Genomic DNA, 16634 nt, shown 5'->3' on the forward strand with positions numbered 1-16634 from the left:
AGAATTGGTCGCCGGAACTCCGAGTAACAGGGGCAGGCGTTGAGGACAGAATTATGAGAGCAGTATCCAAATCAGCAATGCGCCGCTGTGCGACCGGGGTGGCCGCTCTGGCCATTCTGGCCGGGTGCGAGGGGCCTCTGGATTATGACCTTCGCGGGCAGATCGGTGGATTTTCGACCACCAATGCAGCGCAATCCGCGACGGCATCCCGCCCGGCACCAGACAGTAGGGGGGTCATTACCTATCCGAACTACCAGGTGGTCGTGGCGCGCCACGGCGATACGGTGCGGGACGTGGCAGCGCGGGTTGGCCTGCCCGAGGGCGAGCTTTCGCGTTTCAACGGCCTTCAGACAACGGACACGCTAAGAGAGGGTGAGGTTCTTGCACTGCCACGCACTGTTGGTGCTGGCAGCGGTGTGGACATCGCGTCGGTTGCCGGGTCTGCAATTGATCAGGTGCCGGCGTCGGGTTCGGTTCAGACCACAACACTGGAACCCGCGAAACCGGCACCAACACCCGCGCCGGTGTCAGCTGGGCCGGAGCCGGTCAGGCACAAGGTCAAGCGGGGTGAGACGGCCTATACAATCTCGCGCCTCTACCAGGTGCCGGTTGAATCTCTGGCGGAATGGAACGGGCTGGGATCTGATTTTACCGTGCGTGAAGGTCAGTACTTGTTGATTCCGGTCAAGAACCAGCCCGCGCCCCGGCAAAATGCGGCTAGTGCCGCGCCCGTTCCCGCCACCGAAGTGACGGAACCGGGACAGGGATCACCGACGCCGACGCCACCCAGCGCTACGCAGCCCTTGCCGGACGAAAAAGTTGCGCCTTTGGCCGAGGCCCCCGACGTGACCGCCGAAGCGCCAACCAATACGCGCACTTCCGCGCTGTCCCTGCCGGTTGGCGGCACTATCATTCGCGGCTATGACAAGGGCAAGAATGAGGGCATCGACATCGCTGCCGCGCCGGGTACGTCGGTCACAGCTGCCGAAGCCGGTACGGTCGCGGCGATCACCGCGGACGCGGATCAGGTGCCGATCATTGTGGTCAAGCACAACAACGATCTTCTGACTGTCTATGCAAATGTCGACAAGATCGCCGTCAAGAAAGGCGATAAGGTTCGCCGTGGTCAGAAGCTGGCTCAACTGCGGGGCGGCGACAATGCCTATGTGCATTTCGAAGTCCGCAAAGGGTTCGATTCCGTAGACCCGGAACCTTATCTGAAGTGAGACTAGATGGCCCGTACCGGGCCATGCCTTCGGCGAGAGTATTTCTGAAAAGATGAAGCCTGTCAGACGTACGGGTCATAGTCGCTCAGGCGCTTTCCAGGTTCGTCGGCGAAGATCTCCGGAAGGGGTGAAACAGCTTCGATCAGGTCGATTCGAAAAACACGAAATCCGTTGCGTAGTTCGCACCAGGCGGTAAGGGTCCAGACCCTCCCCCAGTATTCCATATGGAGCGGGCGGATAGTGCGTTCGGTTAAAACGCCGTCGATGCGGCGATAAGACAGGTGAAGTTTCTGACGTGATTTGATGGCTGCGCGGATCGGTGCCATATGGGCAAGGCCCCTTGCGGCATCGGCAAACGGGTAGACCTCGAATTTCCAGCTGTCCGCCTCGGCCACGACCTGCGTTGGCAAAACAGCGTCGATCTTGTCGGCAAGCGATTGTGCGGCAGCCTTCAGGTCAGTATCCGCGGCCTCGGCCACGATGGCCATGCCAAGATTCAGCGCCTCAAGCTCGGCTGTGGTCAGGTTCAACGGGGGCAGGGTGATCTGCTCGCGCACCATGTAGCCGACACCGCGCTCTCCCTCGACCGGAACGCCCGAGGCAACAAGCGTATCCATGTCGCGATAGATGGTGCGGACCGACACTTCAAGCCGGTCCGCAATGTCCTGCGCGCGGTGCAGTTTGCCATCGCGCAGGATCTGGATGATATCGAACAGGCGGTCAGTGCGGCGCATGACACGCCGTTCTGACTGCGTTTAGGCAGTCATGTTCCATAGGACTTTCTCGTGACGCATCTGGATACTATCGGGATTGATGACCGCCATCATGCCTGCCGCACATTCCTGTTGCGGAAACTGCGCAGCGGCGTCCTCTGCCGCTTTCAAATCGGTCCAGACAACATAATCGGTCCAGCGACCATCTTCGCCCTGGCTAAGCTGCCGATGGGCGAAGCCCGGCGCGCTGCGCACAAAGGCCTCAGAAGCCTGACTGAGTTTCACGAACTCTTCCGGCGTGGTGCCATTGGCCAGCGTGAAGGTGACGATTTCAGCAACGTGGGTCATTTAATTCTCCATTGACCTTGTTTCGATGCCAAAGCCCTAACGGATAACAACTGACATAAACCTGTCAGTTGAAAATTGCGACCCCTTAGATTCCTCGCGATTTCCAAAATTTTTGCCCGCAACCCGTTGCAGATGCCTTTTGAGACCAGCGATCGAGGCGTAAAGACTGAGTCAGTTGATGTTCCCGGCGCGCAAACGTGCCGACGAAAAAGGAGAAAAGACATGCCACTTAACAATATCGGTCTTCCTGGACTGCTGCTGATCGCAGTAGTGATTTTGGTTCTGTTTGGCCGCGGCAAGATCAGTTCGCTCATGGGTGAAGTTGGCAAAGGCATCACCGCGTTCAAGAAGGGCGTCAAGGACGGTTCGGAAGAGCTGGAAAAGGACGCTTCTGAGCTGGCCAAGGACGTCACACCTGAAACCGAGAAAGACAAGGCGTAAGCGCGGATGTTTGATCTGGGCTGGACCGAGCTTCTGGTCATCGGCATCGTTGCCCTGATCGTTGTGGGGCCAAAGGACCTGCCGGTGCTGTTCCGCAATGTCGGACGTTTTGTCGGCAAGGCACGCGGAATGGCGCGCGAGTTCAGCAGCGCCATGAACGAGGCTGCCGATCAGGCCGGAGTGAATGAGATCAAGAAAGGTCTCAACGCTGCCGTGAACCCTGTGGGATCGGCCATGGACGGTGTCAAGCAAGCCGCGCAGGAGATGGCGAAAAGCATCGATCCCACAAAGTTCGACCCTGACAGCGAAACGGGTAAACTAGCGGCCGAGCGGGCCGAGCAGGCCAAAAAGGTTCAGGCGTCAGCCGCCCGTGCCACCGCCGAGCGCAAGGCCAAGGAAGCAGCCGATGCGCTGGCCAAGGCAGAAGAGGCCGAAGCCGCGCTGAACACTGAAAGCAAGACATGAGCAAAACCGACGAGATTGACGATTCTTCGGCCCCGTTGATCGAACATCTGGCCGAACTGCGCACACGGCTGATCCATAGCGTTGTGGCGTTTCTGGTCGGTATGATCATCTGTTTTTCAGTGGCGACGCCGATCTTCAATTTCCTGACCAATCCCCTGTGTGACGTTCTGGCTGAGCGCGGGCAGGATTGTGGCCTGATCTTCATCTCCCCACAGGAAGGGTTCTTTGTTGCGATCAAGGTTTCCCTATTGGGTGGGTTCATTCTGGCATTTCCCTATATCGGGATGCAGATGTGGCGCTTTGTAGCACCGGGCCTCTACAAGTCCGAGAAAAACGCGTTCCTGCCTTTCATGCTGGCTTCGCCCTTTATGTTTCTCCTGGGCGCAAGCTTTGCCTTCTACGTCGTCACGCCTCTGGCCTATGACTTTTTTCTCGGGTTCCAGCAATTCGGAGCTGAGGGTGAAGCCGTGGCCGATGGGGTCAATGCGGCACCGCTGAGTGTGGTGTTCCAGGGCTCAGCCCAGGAGTATCTGAACCTGACGATCAAGTTCATCGTGGCCTTTGGATTATGTTTCCAACTGCCGGTTCTCCTGACTCTCATGGGGAAGGCAGGACTGGTCAGTGCCGAGGGGCTGGGCGCTGTTCGGAAATATGCGGTGGTCGGCATTCTGGTTCTGGCCGCAGTCGTCACACCACCGGATGTCATCACACAAATCATTCTGTTTGTGGTGGTCTACGGCCTGTACGAGATTTCGATCTTCCTGGTCGCGCGAGTAGAAAAGAAACGCGAGGACCAGTTGCGCGCTGACGGTTATTACGATGATGAAGCGGAAGCGGATGATGACCTGATGCAGGAATTCGAAGACGACAAGTAAATCTGTCGACGAAAACAAAAGGGCGCGCCATCCATGGGCGCGCCTTTTTCTTTTGAAACTCTTGTTGTGCCAATTGGAACGTGCTTTGAACCCCTCAAGACAAAACCGGAGGCCCATATGGACGACCATGCCCTGAACCGTATCGCCGAGGCGTTGGAACGCATGGCACCGGCTCCTTTGGCGGCGCCTGATTTTGCCGTTGCTCCGGCATTTGTGTGGCATGTCGAGCCGGATCGACTGGAACCTGTTACACATGTCAACCGGGTCGATCTGGATCTCCTGGTCGGCATCAATCGCTCTCGCGACACGTTGATGGACAATACGCGCCGGTTTGCGGCAGGGTACAAGGCAAATAACGCGCTGCTCTGGGGTGCGCGGGGGATGGGAAAGTCCAGCCTTGTAAAGGCCGTGCACGGCTCTCTGAGCGCTGATTATGCCGACCTTAAACTGGTCGAATTGCAGCGCGAGGATATGGGAACGGTGGCGCGGTTGCTGAACCATCTGCGCGCAGCGCCCTACAGGTTCATACTGTTTTGCGATGACCTGTCGTTCAGCCACGATGACCAGCACTACAAATCTCTCAAGGCTGTTCTGGATGGTGGTATTGAAGGCAGGCCAGAGAATGTGGTCTTCTATGCCACTTCAAACCGTCGCCATCTGATGCCGCGGGATATGATCGAAAACGAACGCTCCAGCGCCATCAATCCTTCCGAGGCGGTCGAAGAAAAAGTCTCGCTGTCGGATCGCTTCGGCCTGTGGCTTGGGTTCCATCCCTGTGATCAGGACGAGTATCTTGCGATGATCGACCGCTATTGCGCCGCCTATGGCGTTTCTGTTGATGCAGAGATCTTGCGCGCCGAGGCAATTGAGTGGCAAGCCACGCGCGGGTCGCGCTCTGGCCGTGTCGCCTGGCAATTCTTCGTCGATCTGGCTGGGCGCAACGGCGTGCATATCGCCTGATCCGGGCTTCACCTGGCTGCAAATATTCCCGCCAGAGGCATGGCCCGTCAGGGCCATTTCCTAAAGCAGTGCCAGAATCCGTGCAGCTTCATCCTTGGTGCTGTTCAACACGCTCCGGTCTTCCCCGGGATGAAACCGCGCGCGGACGGCCGTGGGCATCGGCGCGGGTTCGACAACCGAAACCCGCGGACCGGTGCGTTCTGTTTCGACGGCCCAGCTGCGGGCCAGAGCCATCTGCGCGGCCTTGGTGGCACCGTAGATGCCATAAAACTTCTCGCCAGCCTTGGGATCGTCAAAAAACACCGCATGGCCACTCTCGCCCAGAAGGGGTGAGACATAGGGGATCAGAACCGAGGTCGCGTTTGCATTTGTGTTGATCGCCTTGGCCCATTCCTTGGGGTCAACAAAATGCACTGGCGTCAGTGCTGATGTGTGGATGGCTGTGTGCATCCACAGGTCAACCTTGCCCCAACGGTCATGGATGCCACGACACAGGGTCGCCATGGCGTTTGGATCGGTGATGTCCATGGGGGCCAGAGTGGCTGACCCGCCCTTCGCCTTGATACGATCGTCCAGCTCTTCAAGCCCGCCGGTGGTCCGGGCAACGGCGACGATATGGTATTCAGGTGCCAACGCTTCGGCCAGCGCAGCGCCCAACCCGCGAGAGGCCCCGGTGATAAGGGCGATTTTTGTCTGATCGGTCATGGCTGCGGTTTGAACCCCTGCGCGAGGGGCGTCAAGTCGCGATTAACTGCCGGGAATGGCGATCCGCTTGGTCTGGCCGCTTTGTCGCAGCATGATGCCCTGTTCGTCGATTGCTATCACCGTACCCGAGGCGACACGGCTTCCGGGTTCAACCTCTTTCACGCGGCCCGATGACAGGCGTACCAAGGCGTGCAGTTCGGTTATGGGCCCGAACACCCCCAGAACAGAAACAGAGTTCTTGTTTAACGCGCCCTGCTGTGTGGCCGCGTTTTTGACATTGGTGTTTGACATGGTCCGTGGCCCGGCATGAGTTCCGAACCCCTTATTTCGAGTGAGTGGTTGGCGCCCGATATCAAAACGATCAGGTAAGCAAAAGACCCTCACAGACACCACGCTTCACGACGTAGCGACCTTTTTGTTAGTCCCTGTGATCGTGCAAGAATCGCCGCCGGGTTGTGGCAGATTTCCACTCATCGGTGGAACAGTATAGGTGCGAGCCACCCTGAATAGGGTTGTCCTATCTGCATGCCGAACGGTTTGATTCGCGGTCTGAACAGAAGCTGGACGTGCACTCGGTGGGCGGAGTCATTCAGCCTGAGGCGAGTTTAGCCGCATTCCACGACCCGCCCGGAACTTGCATATCCGCGCGTTTCTGGCTGACACGGCTGCTGTTTTCCAGACTGTCCAGGTAATCCGCGCTAACGCTGCCTGTAATGTAATTGCCATCAAAGCAGGAACAATCAAATCCCTGGATGTCCGGGTTGCCTTCCTGGGCCGCCCAGATCAGGTCCTCCAGATGCTGATAGAACAGTGCATCGGCGCCCAGCTCTTCACGGATCTCTTCGATCTCTTTGCCATTTGCGATCAGCTCGGCCTTGGTCGGCATGTCTATGCCATAGACATTGGGGTATTTGACCGGCGGCGAGGCGCTGGCAACATAAACCTTCTTGGCCCCGGCGTCGCGGCACATCTGAACGATCTTTTTGATGGTGTTGCCGCGCACGATTGAATCGTCGATCAATAGAACGCTGTGGCCTTCGAATTCCAGCGGAACGGCGTTCAGCTTGCGGCGGACGGATTTCTGTCGCTCGGCCTGACCCGGCATGATAAAGGTACGCCCGACATAGCGGTTCTTCACCAACCCCTCGCGATAGGGAATGCCGGTGATTTTTGCCGCTTCCAGTGCCACGGGGCGGGCGCTGTCGGGTACGGGAATGATCCGGTCGATTTCCAGGCCCGAGTCCTGAATTTGTTTCGCTAGCGTCTGTCCCATGCGCATCTGGGTTTTGTAAACCGAGACACCGTCCAGCAGTGAATCCGGACGCGCCAGATACACATACTCGAAGATACAGGGCGTCAGCTTACCTTCGACCGCCTGAAACTCGTGCATGTTGCCTTTCAGGTCGATCAGGATGGCCTCGCCCGGGCGCAGATCGCGCAGCTTATCAAAACTGTTGATGCCAAAGGCTACGTCTTCCGAAGCAAAGGCATAATCGTCCCCCTGACCGTCGACATTGCGTTTTGCGACCGACAGAGGCCGAATGCCAAATGGGTCGCGGAACGCCAGCATGCCAACACCTGCCACCAGACATATGACTGAATAGGCGCCCTGAACCCGCTCCATCGTCATCTTCACACCGGCAAAGATGTTTCGGATCGGGTCCGAATTGCCGTTCACCTTGATGGCGTCAGCCACTTTGTCGGCCAGCACGTTCAGCAGGATTTCCGAATCCGATGTGGTGCGCAGGTGGCGGCTGTATTTCCCGGTCACTTTCTCGCGCTGTTCCGCTGTGTTGGTAATGTTGCCGTTGTGAACAAGATAGATACCGTAGGGTGCGTTCACGAAGAAAGGTTGTGCTTCGGCCGCGCTGAGTGATCCGGCCGTTGGATAGCGAACATGCCCCATGCCGATATGACCCAAAAGGGTTTCAGCATCCTGGGCGTTGAACACGTCCTTGACCAGACCATTGGCTTTCTTTTCCCGGAAGAATTCGCCGTTGTAGGTCACGATCCCCGAGGCATCCTGACCCCGGTGCTGCAACATCAGCAGCCCGTCATAGATCTCCGCAAAGACATCATGTGTCCGGCTTGCGATTCCTAAAATCCCACACATTCAAGGGGCTCCAACTTCTATGACGATTTCATTCGAGGATTGGCCGCAGTTCGGCACCGGACTTTCTGCATCTTCAGCGCGGAATTGTTCGCTACACAGGAACAAGACGCCGTTAGGGCGACCATCACTGCGATCAGCGCGCATTCGTACAGAAAGGACAAGATCGGTGGCTCCGATTCCGTGGCGGGTTGGCCCCCACATAATGCCTAATGGCGTGGCTGTCATCAAAGGATCACAATAGCCAAATGCCGCAGGCCAAGTTTGCGTATGTCGACGTAGAAAAACGAAGATGGTGACATGCGCAAACATATGTGCTGTCATGCATCTGATTGCATACATTAACTGCTAAAACTCAGCACGTCGGGGGGACCTGAATGTGGCAGCATAAACCTCCTCACAAGAACCAGGAACGGATCAGGCAGCGGTGCCATCGGTGCCGAGGATTGGGGCGCGCGTCGTGCCAGATCTGTAACGGAGCGGGTGAGATCGCCAAAAGCAGAGATATCTTTGGAAAACCGATTTTCAGTCGATGTGACGGATGCTTTGGCTTGAAAACAATCCGCTGCACCGTGTGCGGTGGCGAGGGGTTTGTCTGATCTGCAACAAAAAAGCCCGGCAGGGCCGGGCTTTCATGAATTGGTGATCTGCCTCTATCAGCCGTTGGAAGGTGCAGTTGTTGCCGGTTCAGCGTTTCCTGCCGTGCAACTGGCGACCAGCTGTTCATACTGAGTCGTAACCCACCCCAGAGCCGCCTCGGGGTTTTGTTCCTCAATCTGGCCGCTGAACTGTTCAAACACCTTGGCCGACCGGCTTTCATCAACAATTGTGTAAGACTGGCCGGTCATGACGGTGTCGTAAACGAAGAATGCGATCGCAACCAGAAGAATGCCACGAGCGATGCCGAAGAACAGCCCCAGAGCCTGATCCAGACCGCCAAGGGCCGAGCGCTGGACCAGTGATGAAAACAGCGGTGTGAAGATACTGACCACGATCAGCGCCACCGCAAAGACCGCTGCAAACCCGGTGATCACGGACAGTTCGCAACTGTCACGCAGGAAATCTCCGACGACCGGGATTTCCTTGACCAGAGGTACAGCCTGCGGGGCGAAGATGAACGCCAGAACGGCCGCCGCAACCCAACCCGCGATGGCCAGAACTTCGCGCATGAACCCACGCGAGTAGGCCAGCAAGCCTGACAGCACGATGATCAGGGCAACCACCCCGTCGATTATAGTAAAACCTTCCATGGCCCTCGCCTGTTCTTTTTCTGCCCCTCAAGGCGCGACTTTAACCTGCTCCGAAGGTTTCGCCAACAAACCCCACCAAATCTGAGGGTCGGGTGAGTGTCAGACCTGCCACAGTACCGGTTTTGCCACCTGCCGGAGCTATTGCCGCTGTGAAACCAAGTTTTTGTGCTTCTTTCAACCTGTTTTCTGTCTGCGGAGCCGGTCTAAGTGCCCCGGATAGCGAGATTTCCCCGAAAACGACGGTGTCTGCGGGCAGGGCTGTGTCCTCGCGCGCGCTGAGCAGTGCGGCAGCAACGGCCAGATCGGCGGCGGGTTCACTGACTTTCAACCCGCCGGCCACGTTCAGATAGACGTCGAGACCCGCAAAAGGAATGCCGCAACGCGCTTCGAGCACGGCAAGGATCATCGCCAGCCGCCCGCTGTCCCAGCCCACCACAGTCCGGCGTGGTTGCGAATGGGGTGACGGGGCGACAAGGGCCTGCAATTCGACCAGAACGGGCCGAGTGCCCTCAATCCCGGCAAAGACGGCAGAGCCAGGGCTGGGCGTACCGCGTTCCGACAGGAACAAGGCCGAGGGGTTGGTGACCTGCGCCAGCCCTTTGCCTGTCATCTCGAACACGCCAATTTCGTCGGCGGGACCAAAGCGGTTCTTGACCGCCCGCAGGATACGAAACTGATGGCCGCGCTCGCCCTCGAAATACAGCACCGTATCGACCATGTGTTCGACAACACGGGGGCCTGCGATCTGGCCTTCCTTGGTGACGTGTCCGACCATGATGATCGACACGCCGTGCCGTTTCGCAAAGGTGGTCAATTCATGAGCAGCCGCCCGGACTTGCGACACGGACCCCGGCGCGCTGTCGACATTGTCGGCCCACATGGTCTGGATCGAGTCGATGATCGCCAGACCGGGTTTCTCGGCTTCAAGCGTGGTAAGAATGTCGCGCAGGTTGGTTTCGGCAGCAAGTTGCACCGGCGCATTTTCCAGCCCAAGGCGGCGCGCCCGCATGCGAACCTGCGCACTGGCTTCTTCACCCGAGACATAGATCGTCTTGACGCCAGCACGGGCAAATCGGGCAGCCGCTTGCAGCAGCAGGGTGGATTTACCGATGCCGGGGTCGCCGCCCACCAACAGGGCAGATGCGGGAACAAGCCCGCCACCAAGCACCCGGTCCAACTCTTCCACTCCGCAGAGTGTGCGGGGTGGCGGGGTTTCCTCGGTCGACAGATCGGTGAGCGTCATCGACCGCCCGCGTTTCGATCCCAGCGATTTCTTGGCTGGGCCTGCCGACAGAGGTACGTCCTGGATGATCGAGTTCCACTCGCCGCACCCTTCGCAGCGGCCCGACCAGCGGGAATGGGATGCGCCGCAGGCGGAGCAAGAGAAGGTTGGTTTTGCCATGACGTCTTGGTGCCCGAGGACGGACGGTTCTTCAAGCCCTTGCTGGGCTTTCCTCGTTGTCAGCGCCCTATGTCCGAGCGATGGTTTTGCATTGGCGTTCGGTGAGAATGCCCAAAGCGATGGAGGCAAGGATGCAGACGGTGAACAGGTAAAGACCCCATGCGGGCTCAACAGTGGCGTAAGAGATACCTTTGGCCAGGCTGATGTAAAGCGCGATCAGGAAGATATCTGCCATCGCCAGCTTGCCTAGGATGTTCAGCGCGGGTTGTACGCGGGCATCTAGCAGGTTCCACTGTATCAGGGCGGTGCCAATGGTTTTGATGTAGGGCGCGAAAAGGGCAAAAATGGTGACGATCAGCGCGAGGAAGACGTCGGATTTCCAAAGGGATTGGAGGCCGGTGATGACGCTGATTTCGCTGAGGCCAAAGATCGGCAGAAACCCTGCGCGCATCAGCGGGGCGAACCACGCGATGGGGTAGAGGATCAGGAGGGAGAGGGTGGCGAGGCGGAGGGTCATATTTACTTTTTAGGTGTTCCGCCGCCAATCGGGCGACGCGTTTCAGTTATGTGTTAGCTTAATTCAAGAATTCAAACTCGTTTTTGTCAGTGGGGAGAAGTCAAATGCCAGCTTTTGTGGCTTTCAAGTCAATTGTTGATCCTTCGGATTGCGATTTTCTGGGGCATATGAATGTCTCGCGATACTTTGCGGCTTGCTCAGATTCGGTGTTTGCTATCCAATCGGAGATGGGACTGAACGCAGACGATATGCGTTCGGGACGGAAGCTCTCATTTGCGGTCGTACATGCGGAGAGTAGTTTCCTCGCCGAACTTCGAGCGGGGGAGGCAATTCAGATGGAGAGTGAGGTACTAGAAATAGGCGGAAAGTCGGTCACCTTCCGACACAGATTGCTGCGCTCTGCCGACAGAAAAACTGTATTCTCAACAGTGTTCAAATGCGTCTTGTTAAATCTCGAAACTCGAAAAGCCGAATTGCTTCCAGATGAGGTTGTCGCAAGCGCGAAAAACTGGCTAGTGAGTGAGGAGGATTAGCGCACCGCCTCAATCGGCCCCACAGCGCTCCCACTGATGAACTGCTCCACATAGGGATCACCCGAGGCATCCATCTGGCTGACAGGGCCGGTCCACTGGATCACACCTCCGTGCAGCATGGCCACGTTGTCGGCAATCGCGCGGACCGAGCTCATGTCGTGGGTGATGGTCATCGCGGTGGCGCCCATCTCGGTCACGATTTCGCGGATCAGGTCGTTGATGACGCCGGACATGATCGGGTCGAGGCCGGTGGTGGGTTCGTCAAAAAAGATAATCTCAGGCTCGGCGGCGATGGCGCGGGCAAGGCCCACGCGTTTTTGCATCCCGCCTGACAGTTCTGCCGGAAAACGGTCGGCCACGTCGGATTTCAGGCCCACGCGGCGCAGTTTTTCGATGGCGATCTCGCGCGCTTCCTCGGTTGGACGTTTCAAGGATCCACGCAGCAGGCGAAAGGCGACGTTCTGCCAGACGGTCAGCGAGTCGAACAGAGCACCGCCCTGAAACAACATTCCAAACCTGGCCAGAAACGCATCCCTGTCACCGGATTGTGCATCTTTGCCGTCCACGTAGATCACGCCACTGTCAGGGTGGATCAAGCCCAGAATGCACTTCAATGCCACCGACTTGCCGGTGCCCGAGCCGCCAATGATCACCATTGAGGTGCCTTTGGGAATCTCAAGGTTCATGCCTTGCAACACATGGTTGTCGCCAAAGGCTTTATGTACGTTCTCCATCCGGATCATAGCGAGAAGAACACCCCTGTGAGAACAAAGTTTGCGGCGAGGATCAACACGGCTGCGGCCTCGACCGACCCTTTGGTAGCGCGACCGACACCCTGTGCGCCGCGGCCCGAATTCATGCCGTAATAGCAACCCATGATAGCCGCGATCACGCCAAAGGCCGCGCCTTTGACCAGAGACGATACAATGTCGCGCATCTCAAGGAAATCGACCGTGTTTTTCAGATACGCCGCCGGGTTGAAGCCCAGATTCTGCGTAGCGACAGTGTACCCGCCCGCAATCCCGATAACGTCACCTACGGCGACCAGTGCAGGCACGGTGATCAGCGCGGCCAGCACACGTGGAGCAGTAAGGTATTTCATCGGATGGGTCGACAGCGTGACCAGAGCGTCGATTTGTTCGGTCACTTTCATCGTGGCGATCTCGGCCGCGATGGACGACGTCACGCGCGCGGCGATCATCAGGCCGACCAGAACCGGGCCAAGTTCGCGCACCATGCCGATGGCGACGATCTGGGGCACGACAGCCTCGGCGTTAAACCGTGCACCGCCTGCATAGATTTGTAAGGCCAGCGCGCCGCCGGTGAAAATGGCGGTCAGGCCGACGACGGGCAGGGACAGCCAGCCGATATTCAGCAGGGCCATCCCGAATTCACGCGGATAGAAGGGTGGGCGCAGGATATGCGACACTGCATCAAGCGCGAACAGGGCCACCCGGCCAAAGGCCGCAAGCAGGCCCAGCACGGTGCGGCCCAGCCCCCCCAGCGCGCTGATTGGGTTCATTCCACGTAGCCCCGCGAATAGCGATTGCCCATGGATGTTAGGATTTCATAGCCAATCGTACCAGCGGCCTCGGCCAGATCATCAACGGTTTGATGACCATTGAGAATGCGCAGACGCTCCGGGTCCTTAGGTAAGTCTGTGACGTCCACGGTGATCAGATCCATCGAGATTCGTCCAACAACCGGGCAGGGTTGGTCGCCCGCAAATGTGTCGATGCCGCCGCCAATAGCGCGATGCAGGCCATCTGCATAGCCGGCAGCAACGGTGGCGATCCGGGACGGCCGACGCGCCACCCAGGTGTTTCCATAACCCACGGTCTCGCCCACGGCCAACTTGCGCACCTGAATGACAGGAAGGTCGACGGTTACAACGGGTTTTGCACCGGCAAAGGGCATGCCGCCGTAAAGGCCGATGCCCGGGCGGCAGAAATCGAAATGAAACTCAGGTCCCAAAAGCATCCCGCCCGTCGCCGCCAGAGACCGCGGCGCGGCGACCCCATCAGTCATCTCGTGGAAGGTTTTCAGTTGTTGCTGGTTCATCGGGTGGTCCGGCTCGTCCGAGCAGGCCAGATGAGACATGATGAGCGCCGGGTTCAAGGCTTCGGCCTTGGAACGCAACTCAGCCCAGTCGGCAGGTTCAAGACCAAGCCGGTTCATGCCACTGTCCAGTTGGATACCAAACGGGTGGTCGGGCAGGGCCTCTGTGTGGCGTTGAAACTGTTCCGGCGAGTTGATCAGCGGTATCAGGTCGTTGCCGCGCAGCAGGTCGGCATCGCCTTCCATATGTCCCGAAAAAACGAAAATCACCGGGCCGGGGCCAACTGCCTCGCGAACGGTTGCGCCTTCTTCTGCGGCAGCCACGAAAAACTTGCGAACACCTTCTTCCGCCAACGTGTCGCTGACAGGTCCTGCGCCCAACCCATAGGCATCTGCCTTGACCACGGCGCCGGTTTCGACCCCGGTTTTCGCGTCGAGTGCCCGCCAGTTTCTGGCGAGGGCCTGAAGATTGATCGTCAAACGTGCAGTACTCATGGGACTGTTCATGACATTGCGCCGTCCAAGGTCAAGAGGGAAAGGGCTTTTTCCGCGACAGATTGCGCCCACCATGCGACAGATACGGCGGAAAACACCCAAAAAAGCAGACATTTTGGCGACTTACTGCTGTATTAAGCCGTTTTCGGGATTGTCTTCACATAGGTGTTAAAGTGATGTTGAGAACAAGATCGTCCCATCGCGGCAATAAACGGTGCTGCGGCATATGCCGAGGAAATCATGGATTTTTATACCGAACAAACGCCAGATCCGTCCGAAACAGCCCGGTTTTTCGCAGAAGTATTTTCGGCGTCGGAAGGCCCGGACGAGGGGGCGGTTATCGAAGCTTTTGTTCAAGAGATGATCGATACCACCCCACCACAGGACCTGATGGTGTGCACCGCGCGTCACGATCAGGTGCTGCTTGGCTGCGCCATCTTTTCCCGAATGCTGTTTCCACAGGATACGCGCCGGGTATTTATCCTGTCGCCTATGGCTGTCCGAACAGACAGGCAAAAAGCCGGGATTGGACAGGCTTTGATTGCCTATGGTCTGGACTGCCTGCGGGCATCAGGCGTGAATGTGGCACTCACCTATGGTGATCCCGCTTATTATCGAAAAACAGGTTTTAAGCAGGTTTCTGAGGCCACTGCACAACCGCCGCTAAAGCTGAGCCATCCGCATGGCTGGCTGGGGCAGTCGCTGGATGGTCAGGCGCTTGCGCCACTTAGCGGCCCGTCGCAATGCGTGTCTGCATTGAACAATCCGACGCTTTGGTGAGTGCATGGTTCAATCTGTCAGAAAATAGGCGGGTGGACCTCATTCTTGGTTCGCGCACCAGATCCTGAATCGCGCGAAAAGCTCAGAGAACGTTATTGCTTTGCCAACAATCAAAGGAAAGTCGGGAAAACCCAAGTAAGGCTGTCCTTTCGCGATCAATAACCTTCGATCTCGCCACCCTGCTGCCACGGCTTGACCAGATTGCCAAACCGGGTGAATTGCGCCTCGAATGACAGCTCGACCGTGCCGATAGGACCGTGGCGCTGTTTGCCAACGATAATCTCGGCCTTGCCGTGCAGGCGTTCCATGGCCTGCTTCCATTCTTCCATCTTCTCAAGCTCGTGATCGCCGGGTTTTTCACGTTCTTTGTAATACTCTTCTCGGAACACGAACATCACGACATCGGCGTCCTGTTCGATCGAGCCTGATTCCCGCAGGTCAGAAAGTTGCGGACGTTTGTCGTCGCGGTTTTCGACCTGGCGGGAAAGCTGCGACAGGGCAATCACCGGAATGTTCAGTTCTTTGGCGATTGCTTTCATGCCCATTGAAATCTCGGCAATCTCGTTAACCCGGTTGTCGGACATGCCGCGGCACAGTTGCAGATAGTCGATCACCAGCAGGTCCAGCCCATGTGTGCGTTTCAACCGTCGCGCGCGTGCGGCAAGCTGAGAAATCGGAAGGGCGGGCGTGTCGTCGATAAAAAGCGGGCAGGCTTCAAGTTCTTTGGCCGCCTCAACGAAACGGCGGAATTCGGCCTCGGTCATGTCGCCCTGACGGATCTTGTGGCTAGAGATTTCGGACGCCTCGGCCAGAACGCGCCCCGCCAGCTGTTCAGCGCTCATCTCAAGTGAGAAAAAGCCGACGACCCCGCCGTCAATTGCGCCTTCGGAACCATCCGGTTTCAGACCGCGTTTGTATGCTTTGGCCACGTTGAAGGCCACGTTGGTCGCCAGCGAGGTTTTCCCCATCGACGGACGACCTGCGAGAATGATCAGGTCCGAGGGGTGAAGACCACCCAGTTGTTTGTCGAGATCGACCAGACCGGTCGAGATCCCAGCCATGCCGCCACCGCGCTGGTAAGCTTCGTTGGTGACATTGACGGCTTCTGTGACCGCCTTGAGGAAGGACTGGAACCCCTGTTCGGTCTGGCCCTGCTCGGAAAGCTGATAAAGCTGTTGTTCGGCCTCGACGATTTGTTCTTTCGGTTCGCTGGCTACATCGACCCGCGCGGCCTTGTCGGAGATGTCGCGGCCCAAGCGGATCAACTCGCGCCGGATGGCGAGGTCATAGATCATCTGGGCGTAGTCATGTACCGCAAAGGCGCTGATCGACGCGCCGGCCAGTTTGACCAGATAGGCGGGCCCGCCCAGTTCCTTCAGGCCCTCATCCTCGGCCATGAAGGATTTCAACGTTACAGGCGAGGCCAGCGCGTTCTTTGCAATGCGTGCGGCGGCGACCTCATAGATGCGGGCATGAACCGGGTCATAGAAATGCTCGGACCCAATGATCGAAGCGACCCGGTCGTAAAGGTCGTTATTCGTCAGAATTGCACCCAGAAGCTGCTGTTCAGCCTCAATGGAATGCGGCATGGTTTCGGCGTTCTGAATATGCGCCGCTGCCTGCTCGATACTGCTGATCTCGTTCATCATGTCCCCGCTGCCCGTTCCGAGGTTCTACACGCCACACCCCGGTTCAAGCTATCTGCAAATGAATGGGGGTAAGTTAGTATAACTGCCCCCCGCCTTGGGATAACTGC

Annotated in this window: 19 protein-coding genes; 7 read left to right on the plus strand and 12 right to left on the minus strand. The window is 57.8% G+C overall.

Annotation, left to right across the window (positions count from 1 at the left end; genetic code table 11):
- The first annotated feature begins 53 nt into the window (after positions 1–53).
- Positions 54–1226, plus strand: a complete 1173-nt coding sequence (locus AC2FLO_RS04350; RefSeq protein WP_496811637.1) for a peptidoglycan DD-metalloendopeptidase family protein — start codon at positions 54–56, stop codon at positions 1224–1226.
- A gap of 62 nt (positions 1227–1288) precedes the next feature.
- On the opposite strand, the gene AC2FLO_RS04355 is transcribed toward AC2FLO_RS04350, so the two are convergent.
- Together AC2FLO_RS04355 and AC2FLO_RS04360 are read right to left on the minus strand one after the other, a co-directional pair.
- Entirely contained in the window at positions 1289–1960 is a 672-nt protein-coding gene (locus AC2FLO_RS04355; protein WP_496751499.1) for a helix-turn-helix transcriptional regulator, read from the minus strand.
- A 21-nt stretch (positions 1961–1981) separates the two neighbouring features.
- Positions 1982–2287: a hypothetical protein gene (locus AC2FLO_RS04360; RefSeq protein WP_267364188.1), complete on the minus strand. Its 306-nt coding sequence runs from the start codon at positions 2285–2287 to the stop codon at positions 1982–1984.
- Positions 2288–2509: 222 nt separating this feature from the next.
- Between AC2FLO_RS04360 and AC2FLO_RS04365 the strand changes: the two genes are divergently transcribed.
- From AC2FLO_RS04365 to AC2FLO_RS04380, 4 genes are all read left to right on the plus strand, one after another.
- A complete protein-coding gene (locus tag AC2FLO_RS04365; RefSeq protein ID WP_496751500.1) occupies positions 2510–2728 on the plus strand; it encodes a twin-arginine translocase TatA/TatE family subunit in 219 nt (72 codons plus the stop codon).
- Between the two features lie 6 nt (positions 2729–2734).
- Positions 2735–3193: a Sec-independent protein translocase protein TatB gene (gene tatB, locus AC2FLO_RS04370; RefSeq protein ID WP_267364187.1), complete on the plus strand. Its 459-nt coding sequence runs from the start codon at positions 2735–2737 to the stop codon at positions 3191–3193.
- On the plus strand, positions 3190–4068 hold the full coding sequence (tatC, locus tag AC2FLO_RS04375; protein WP_267364186.1) for a twin-arginine translocase subunit TatC: 879 nt from the start codon (positions 3190–3192) through the stop codon (positions 4066–4068). The genes tatB and tatC overlap by 4 nt, the downstream gene beginning before the upstream one ends.
- Positions 4069–4185: 117 nt before the next feature.
- Positions 4186–5028, plus strand: coding sequence for an ATP-binding protein (locus AC2FLO_RS04380; RefSeq protein WP_496751504.1), 843 nt, complete (start codon positions 4186–4188; stop codon positions 5026–5028).
- 60 nt (positions 5029–5088) lie between these two features.
- On the opposite strand, the gene AC2FLO_RS04385 is transcribed toward AC2FLO_RS04380, so the two are convergent.
- The 6 genes from AC2FLO_RS04385 to AC2FLO_RS04410 all read right to left on the minus strand — a co-directional run bounded on the left by AC2FLO_RS04385 (position 5089) and on the right by AC2FLO_RS04410 (position 11012).
- The gene (locus AC2FLO_RS04385) at positions 5089–5733 is read right to left on the minus strand and encodes an SDR family NAD(P)-dependent oxidoreductase (protein WP_267364183.1); all 645 of its coding nucleotides are present in this window, start codon (positions 5731–5733) and stop codon (positions 5089–5091) included.
- A gap of 42 nt (positions 5734–5775) precedes the next feature.
- Positions 5776–6024: a hypothetical protein gene (locus tag AC2FLO_RS04390; protein ID WP_496751506.1), complete on the minus strand. Its 249-nt coding sequence runs from the start codon at positions 6022–6024 to the stop codon at positions 5776–5778.
- 298 nt (positions 6025–6322) lie between these two features.
- A complete protein-coding gene (gene purF, locus AC2FLO_RS04395) occupies positions 6323–7846 on the minus strand; it encodes an amidophosphoribosyltransferase (protein WP_496751507.1) in 1524 nt (507 codons plus the stop codon).
- 653 nt (positions 7847–8499) lie between these two features.
- A complete protein-coding gene (locus AC2FLO_RS04400; protein WP_267364181.1) occupies positions 8500–9093 on the minus strand; it encodes a CvpA family protein in 594 nt (197 codons plus the stop codon).
- Positions 9094–9133: 40 nt separating this feature from the next.
- Positions 9134–10495, minus strand: a complete 1362-nt coding sequence (radA, locus tag AC2FLO_RS04405; RefSeq protein WP_496751509.1) for a DNA repair protein RadA — start codon at positions 10493–10495, stop codon at positions 9134–9136.
- Positions 10496–10562: 67 nt separating this feature from the next.
- A complete protein-coding gene (locus AC2FLO_RS04410; RefSeq protein WP_496751511.1) occupies positions 10563–11012 on the minus strand; it encodes a paraquat-inducible protein A in 450 nt (149 codons plus the stop codon).
- Positions 11013–11116: 104 nt separating this feature from the next.
- Between AC2FLO_RS04410 and AC2FLO_RS04415 the strand changes: the two genes are divergently transcribed.
- Complete coding sequence (locus AC2FLO_RS04415) at positions 11117–11545, plus strand: acyl-CoA thioesterase (RefSeq protein ID WP_480584607.1); 429 nt, start codon at positions 11117–11119, stop codon at positions 11543–11545.
- Here AC2FLO_RS04415 and AC2FLO_RS04420 read toward each other — a convergent pair.
- Genes AC2FLO_RS04420 through alr form a run of 3 tightly spaced genes read right to left on the minus strand, consistent with a single transcriptional unit; the run spans position 11542 to position 14098 of the window.
- The gene (locus AC2FLO_RS04420; protein ID WP_496751513.1) at positions 11542–12288 is read right to left on the minus strand and encodes an ABC transporter ATP-binding protein; all 747 of its coding nucleotides are present in this window, start codon (positions 12286–12288) and stop codon (positions 11542–11544) included. The genes AC2FLO_RS04415 and AC2FLO_RS04420 overlap by 4 nt on opposite strands.
- The gene (locus tag AC2FLO_RS04425) at positions 12285–13067 is read right to left on the minus strand and encodes an MlaE family ABC transporter permease (RefSeq protein WP_209503739.1); all 783 of its coding nucleotides are present in this window, start codon (positions 13065–13067) and stop codon (positions 12285–12287) included. Before AC2FLO_RS04425 ends, AC2FLO_RS04420 begins: the two co-directional genes overlap by 4 nt.
- Positions 13064–14098: an alanine racemase gene (alr, locus tag AC2FLO_RS04430; RefSeq protein WP_496751515.1), complete on the minus strand. Its 1035-nt coding sequence runs from the start codon at positions 14096–14098 to the stop codon at positions 13064–13066. Before alr ends, AC2FLO_RS04425 begins: the two co-directional genes overlap by 4 nt.
- Before the next feature lie 240 nt (positions 14099–14338).
- Between alr and AC2FLO_RS04435 the strand changes: the two genes are divergently transcribed.
- Complete coding sequence (locus AC2FLO_RS04435; protein WP_496751517.1) at positions 14339–14878, plus strand: GNAT family N-acetyltransferase; 540 nt, start codon at positions 14339–14341, stop codon at positions 14876–14878.
- 155 nt (positions 14879–15033) lie between these two features.
- On the opposite strand, the gene AC2FLO_RS04440 is transcribed toward AC2FLO_RS04435, so the two are convergent.
- On the minus strand, positions 15034–16524 hold the full coding sequence (locus tag AC2FLO_RS04440) for a replicative DNA helicase (protein ID WP_496751519.1): 1491 nt from the start codon (positions 16522–16524) through the stop codon (positions 15034–15036).
- Positions 16525–16634 lie beyond the last annotated feature (110 nt).

The organism is Ruegeria sp. TASC047, from assembly GCF_059612445.1.

What these genes read in the sequence shown, in the direction of transcription:
- tatC (WP_267364186.1), top strand. Translation starts at nt 3,190, where the DNA reads ATGAGCAAAACCGACGAGATTGACGATTCTTCGGCCCCGTTGATCGAA.
- AC2FLO_RS04425 (WP_209503739.1), bottom strand. Translation starts at nt 13,067, where the DNA reads ATGAACCCAATCAGCGCGCTGGGGGGGCTGGGCCGCACCGTGCTGGGC.
- AC2FLO_RS04435 (WP_496751517.1), top strand. Translation starts at nt 14,339, where the DNA reads ATGGATTTTTATACCGAACAAACGCCAGATCCGTCCGAAACAGCCCGG.
- radA (WP_496751509.1), bottom strand. Translation starts at nt 10,495, where the DNA reads ATGGCAAAACCAACCTTCTCTTGCTCCGCCTGCGGCGCATCCCATTCC.
- AC2FLO_RS04410 (WP_496751511.1), bottom strand. Translation starts at nt 11,012, where the DNA reads ATGACCCTCCGCCTCGCCACCCTCTCCCTCCTGATCCTCTACCCCATC.
- AC2FLO_RS04420 (WP_496751513.1), bottom strand. Translation starts at nt 12,288, where the DNA reads ATGATCCGGATGGAGAACGTACATAAAGCCTTTGGCGACAACCATGTG.
- AC2FLO_RS04380 (WP_496751504.1), top strand. Translation starts at nt 4,186, where the DNA reads ATGGACGACCATGCCCTGAACCGTATCGCCGAGGCGTTGGAACGCATG.
- AC2FLO_RS04440 (WP_496751519.1), bottom strand. Translation starts at nt 16,524, where the DNA reads ATGAACGAGATCAGCAGTATCGAGCAGGCAGCGGCGCATATTCAGAAC.
- alr (WP_496751515.1), bottom strand. Translation starts at nt 14,098, where the DNA reads ATGAGTACTGCACGTTTGACGATCAATCTTCAGGCCCTCGCCAGAAAC.
- AC2FLO_RS04360 (WP_267364188.1), bottom strand. Translation starts at nt 2,287, where the DNA reads ATGACCCACGTTGCTGAAATCGTCACCTTCACGCTGGCCAATGGCACC.
- AC2FLO_RS04350 (WP_496811637.1), top strand. Translation starts at nt 54, where the DNA reads ATGAGAGCAGTATCCAAATCAGCAATGCGCCGCTGTGCGACCGGGGTG.
- purF (WP_496751507.1), bottom strand. Translation starts at nt 7,846, where the DNA reads ATGTGTGGGATTTTAGGAATCGCAAGCCGGACACATGATGTCTTTGCG.
- AC2FLO_RS04415 (WP_480584607.1), top strand. Translation starts at nt 11,117, where the DNA reads ATGCCAGCTTTTGTGGCTTTCAAGTCAATTGTTGATCCTTCGGATTGC.
- tatB (WP_267364187.1), top strand. Translation starts at nt 2,735, where the DNA reads ATGTTTGATCTGGGCTGGACCGAGCTTCTGGTCATCGGCATCGTTGCC.
- AC2FLO_RS04365 (WP_496751500.1), top strand. Translation starts at nt 2,510, where the DNA reads ATGCCACTTAACAATATCGGTCTTCCTGGACTGCTGCTGATCGCAGTA.
- AC2FLO_RS04400 (WP_267364181.1), bottom strand. Translation starts at nt 9,093, where the DNA reads ATGGAAGGTTTTACTATAATCGACGGGGTGGTTGCCCTGATCATCGTG.
- AC2FLO_RS04355 (WP_496751499.1), bottom strand. Translation starts at nt 1,960, where the DNA reads ATGCGCCGCACTGACCGCCTGTTCGATATCATCCAGATCCTGCGCGAT.
- AC2FLO_RS04390 (WP_496751506.1), bottom strand. Translation starts at nt 6,024, where the DNA reads ATGTCAAACACCAATGTCAAAAACGCGGCCACACAGCAGGGCGCGTTA.
- AC2FLO_RS04385 (WP_267364183.1), bottom strand. Translation starts at nt 5,733, where the DNA reads ATGACCGATCAGACAAAAATCGCCCTTATCACCGGGGCCTCTCGCGGG.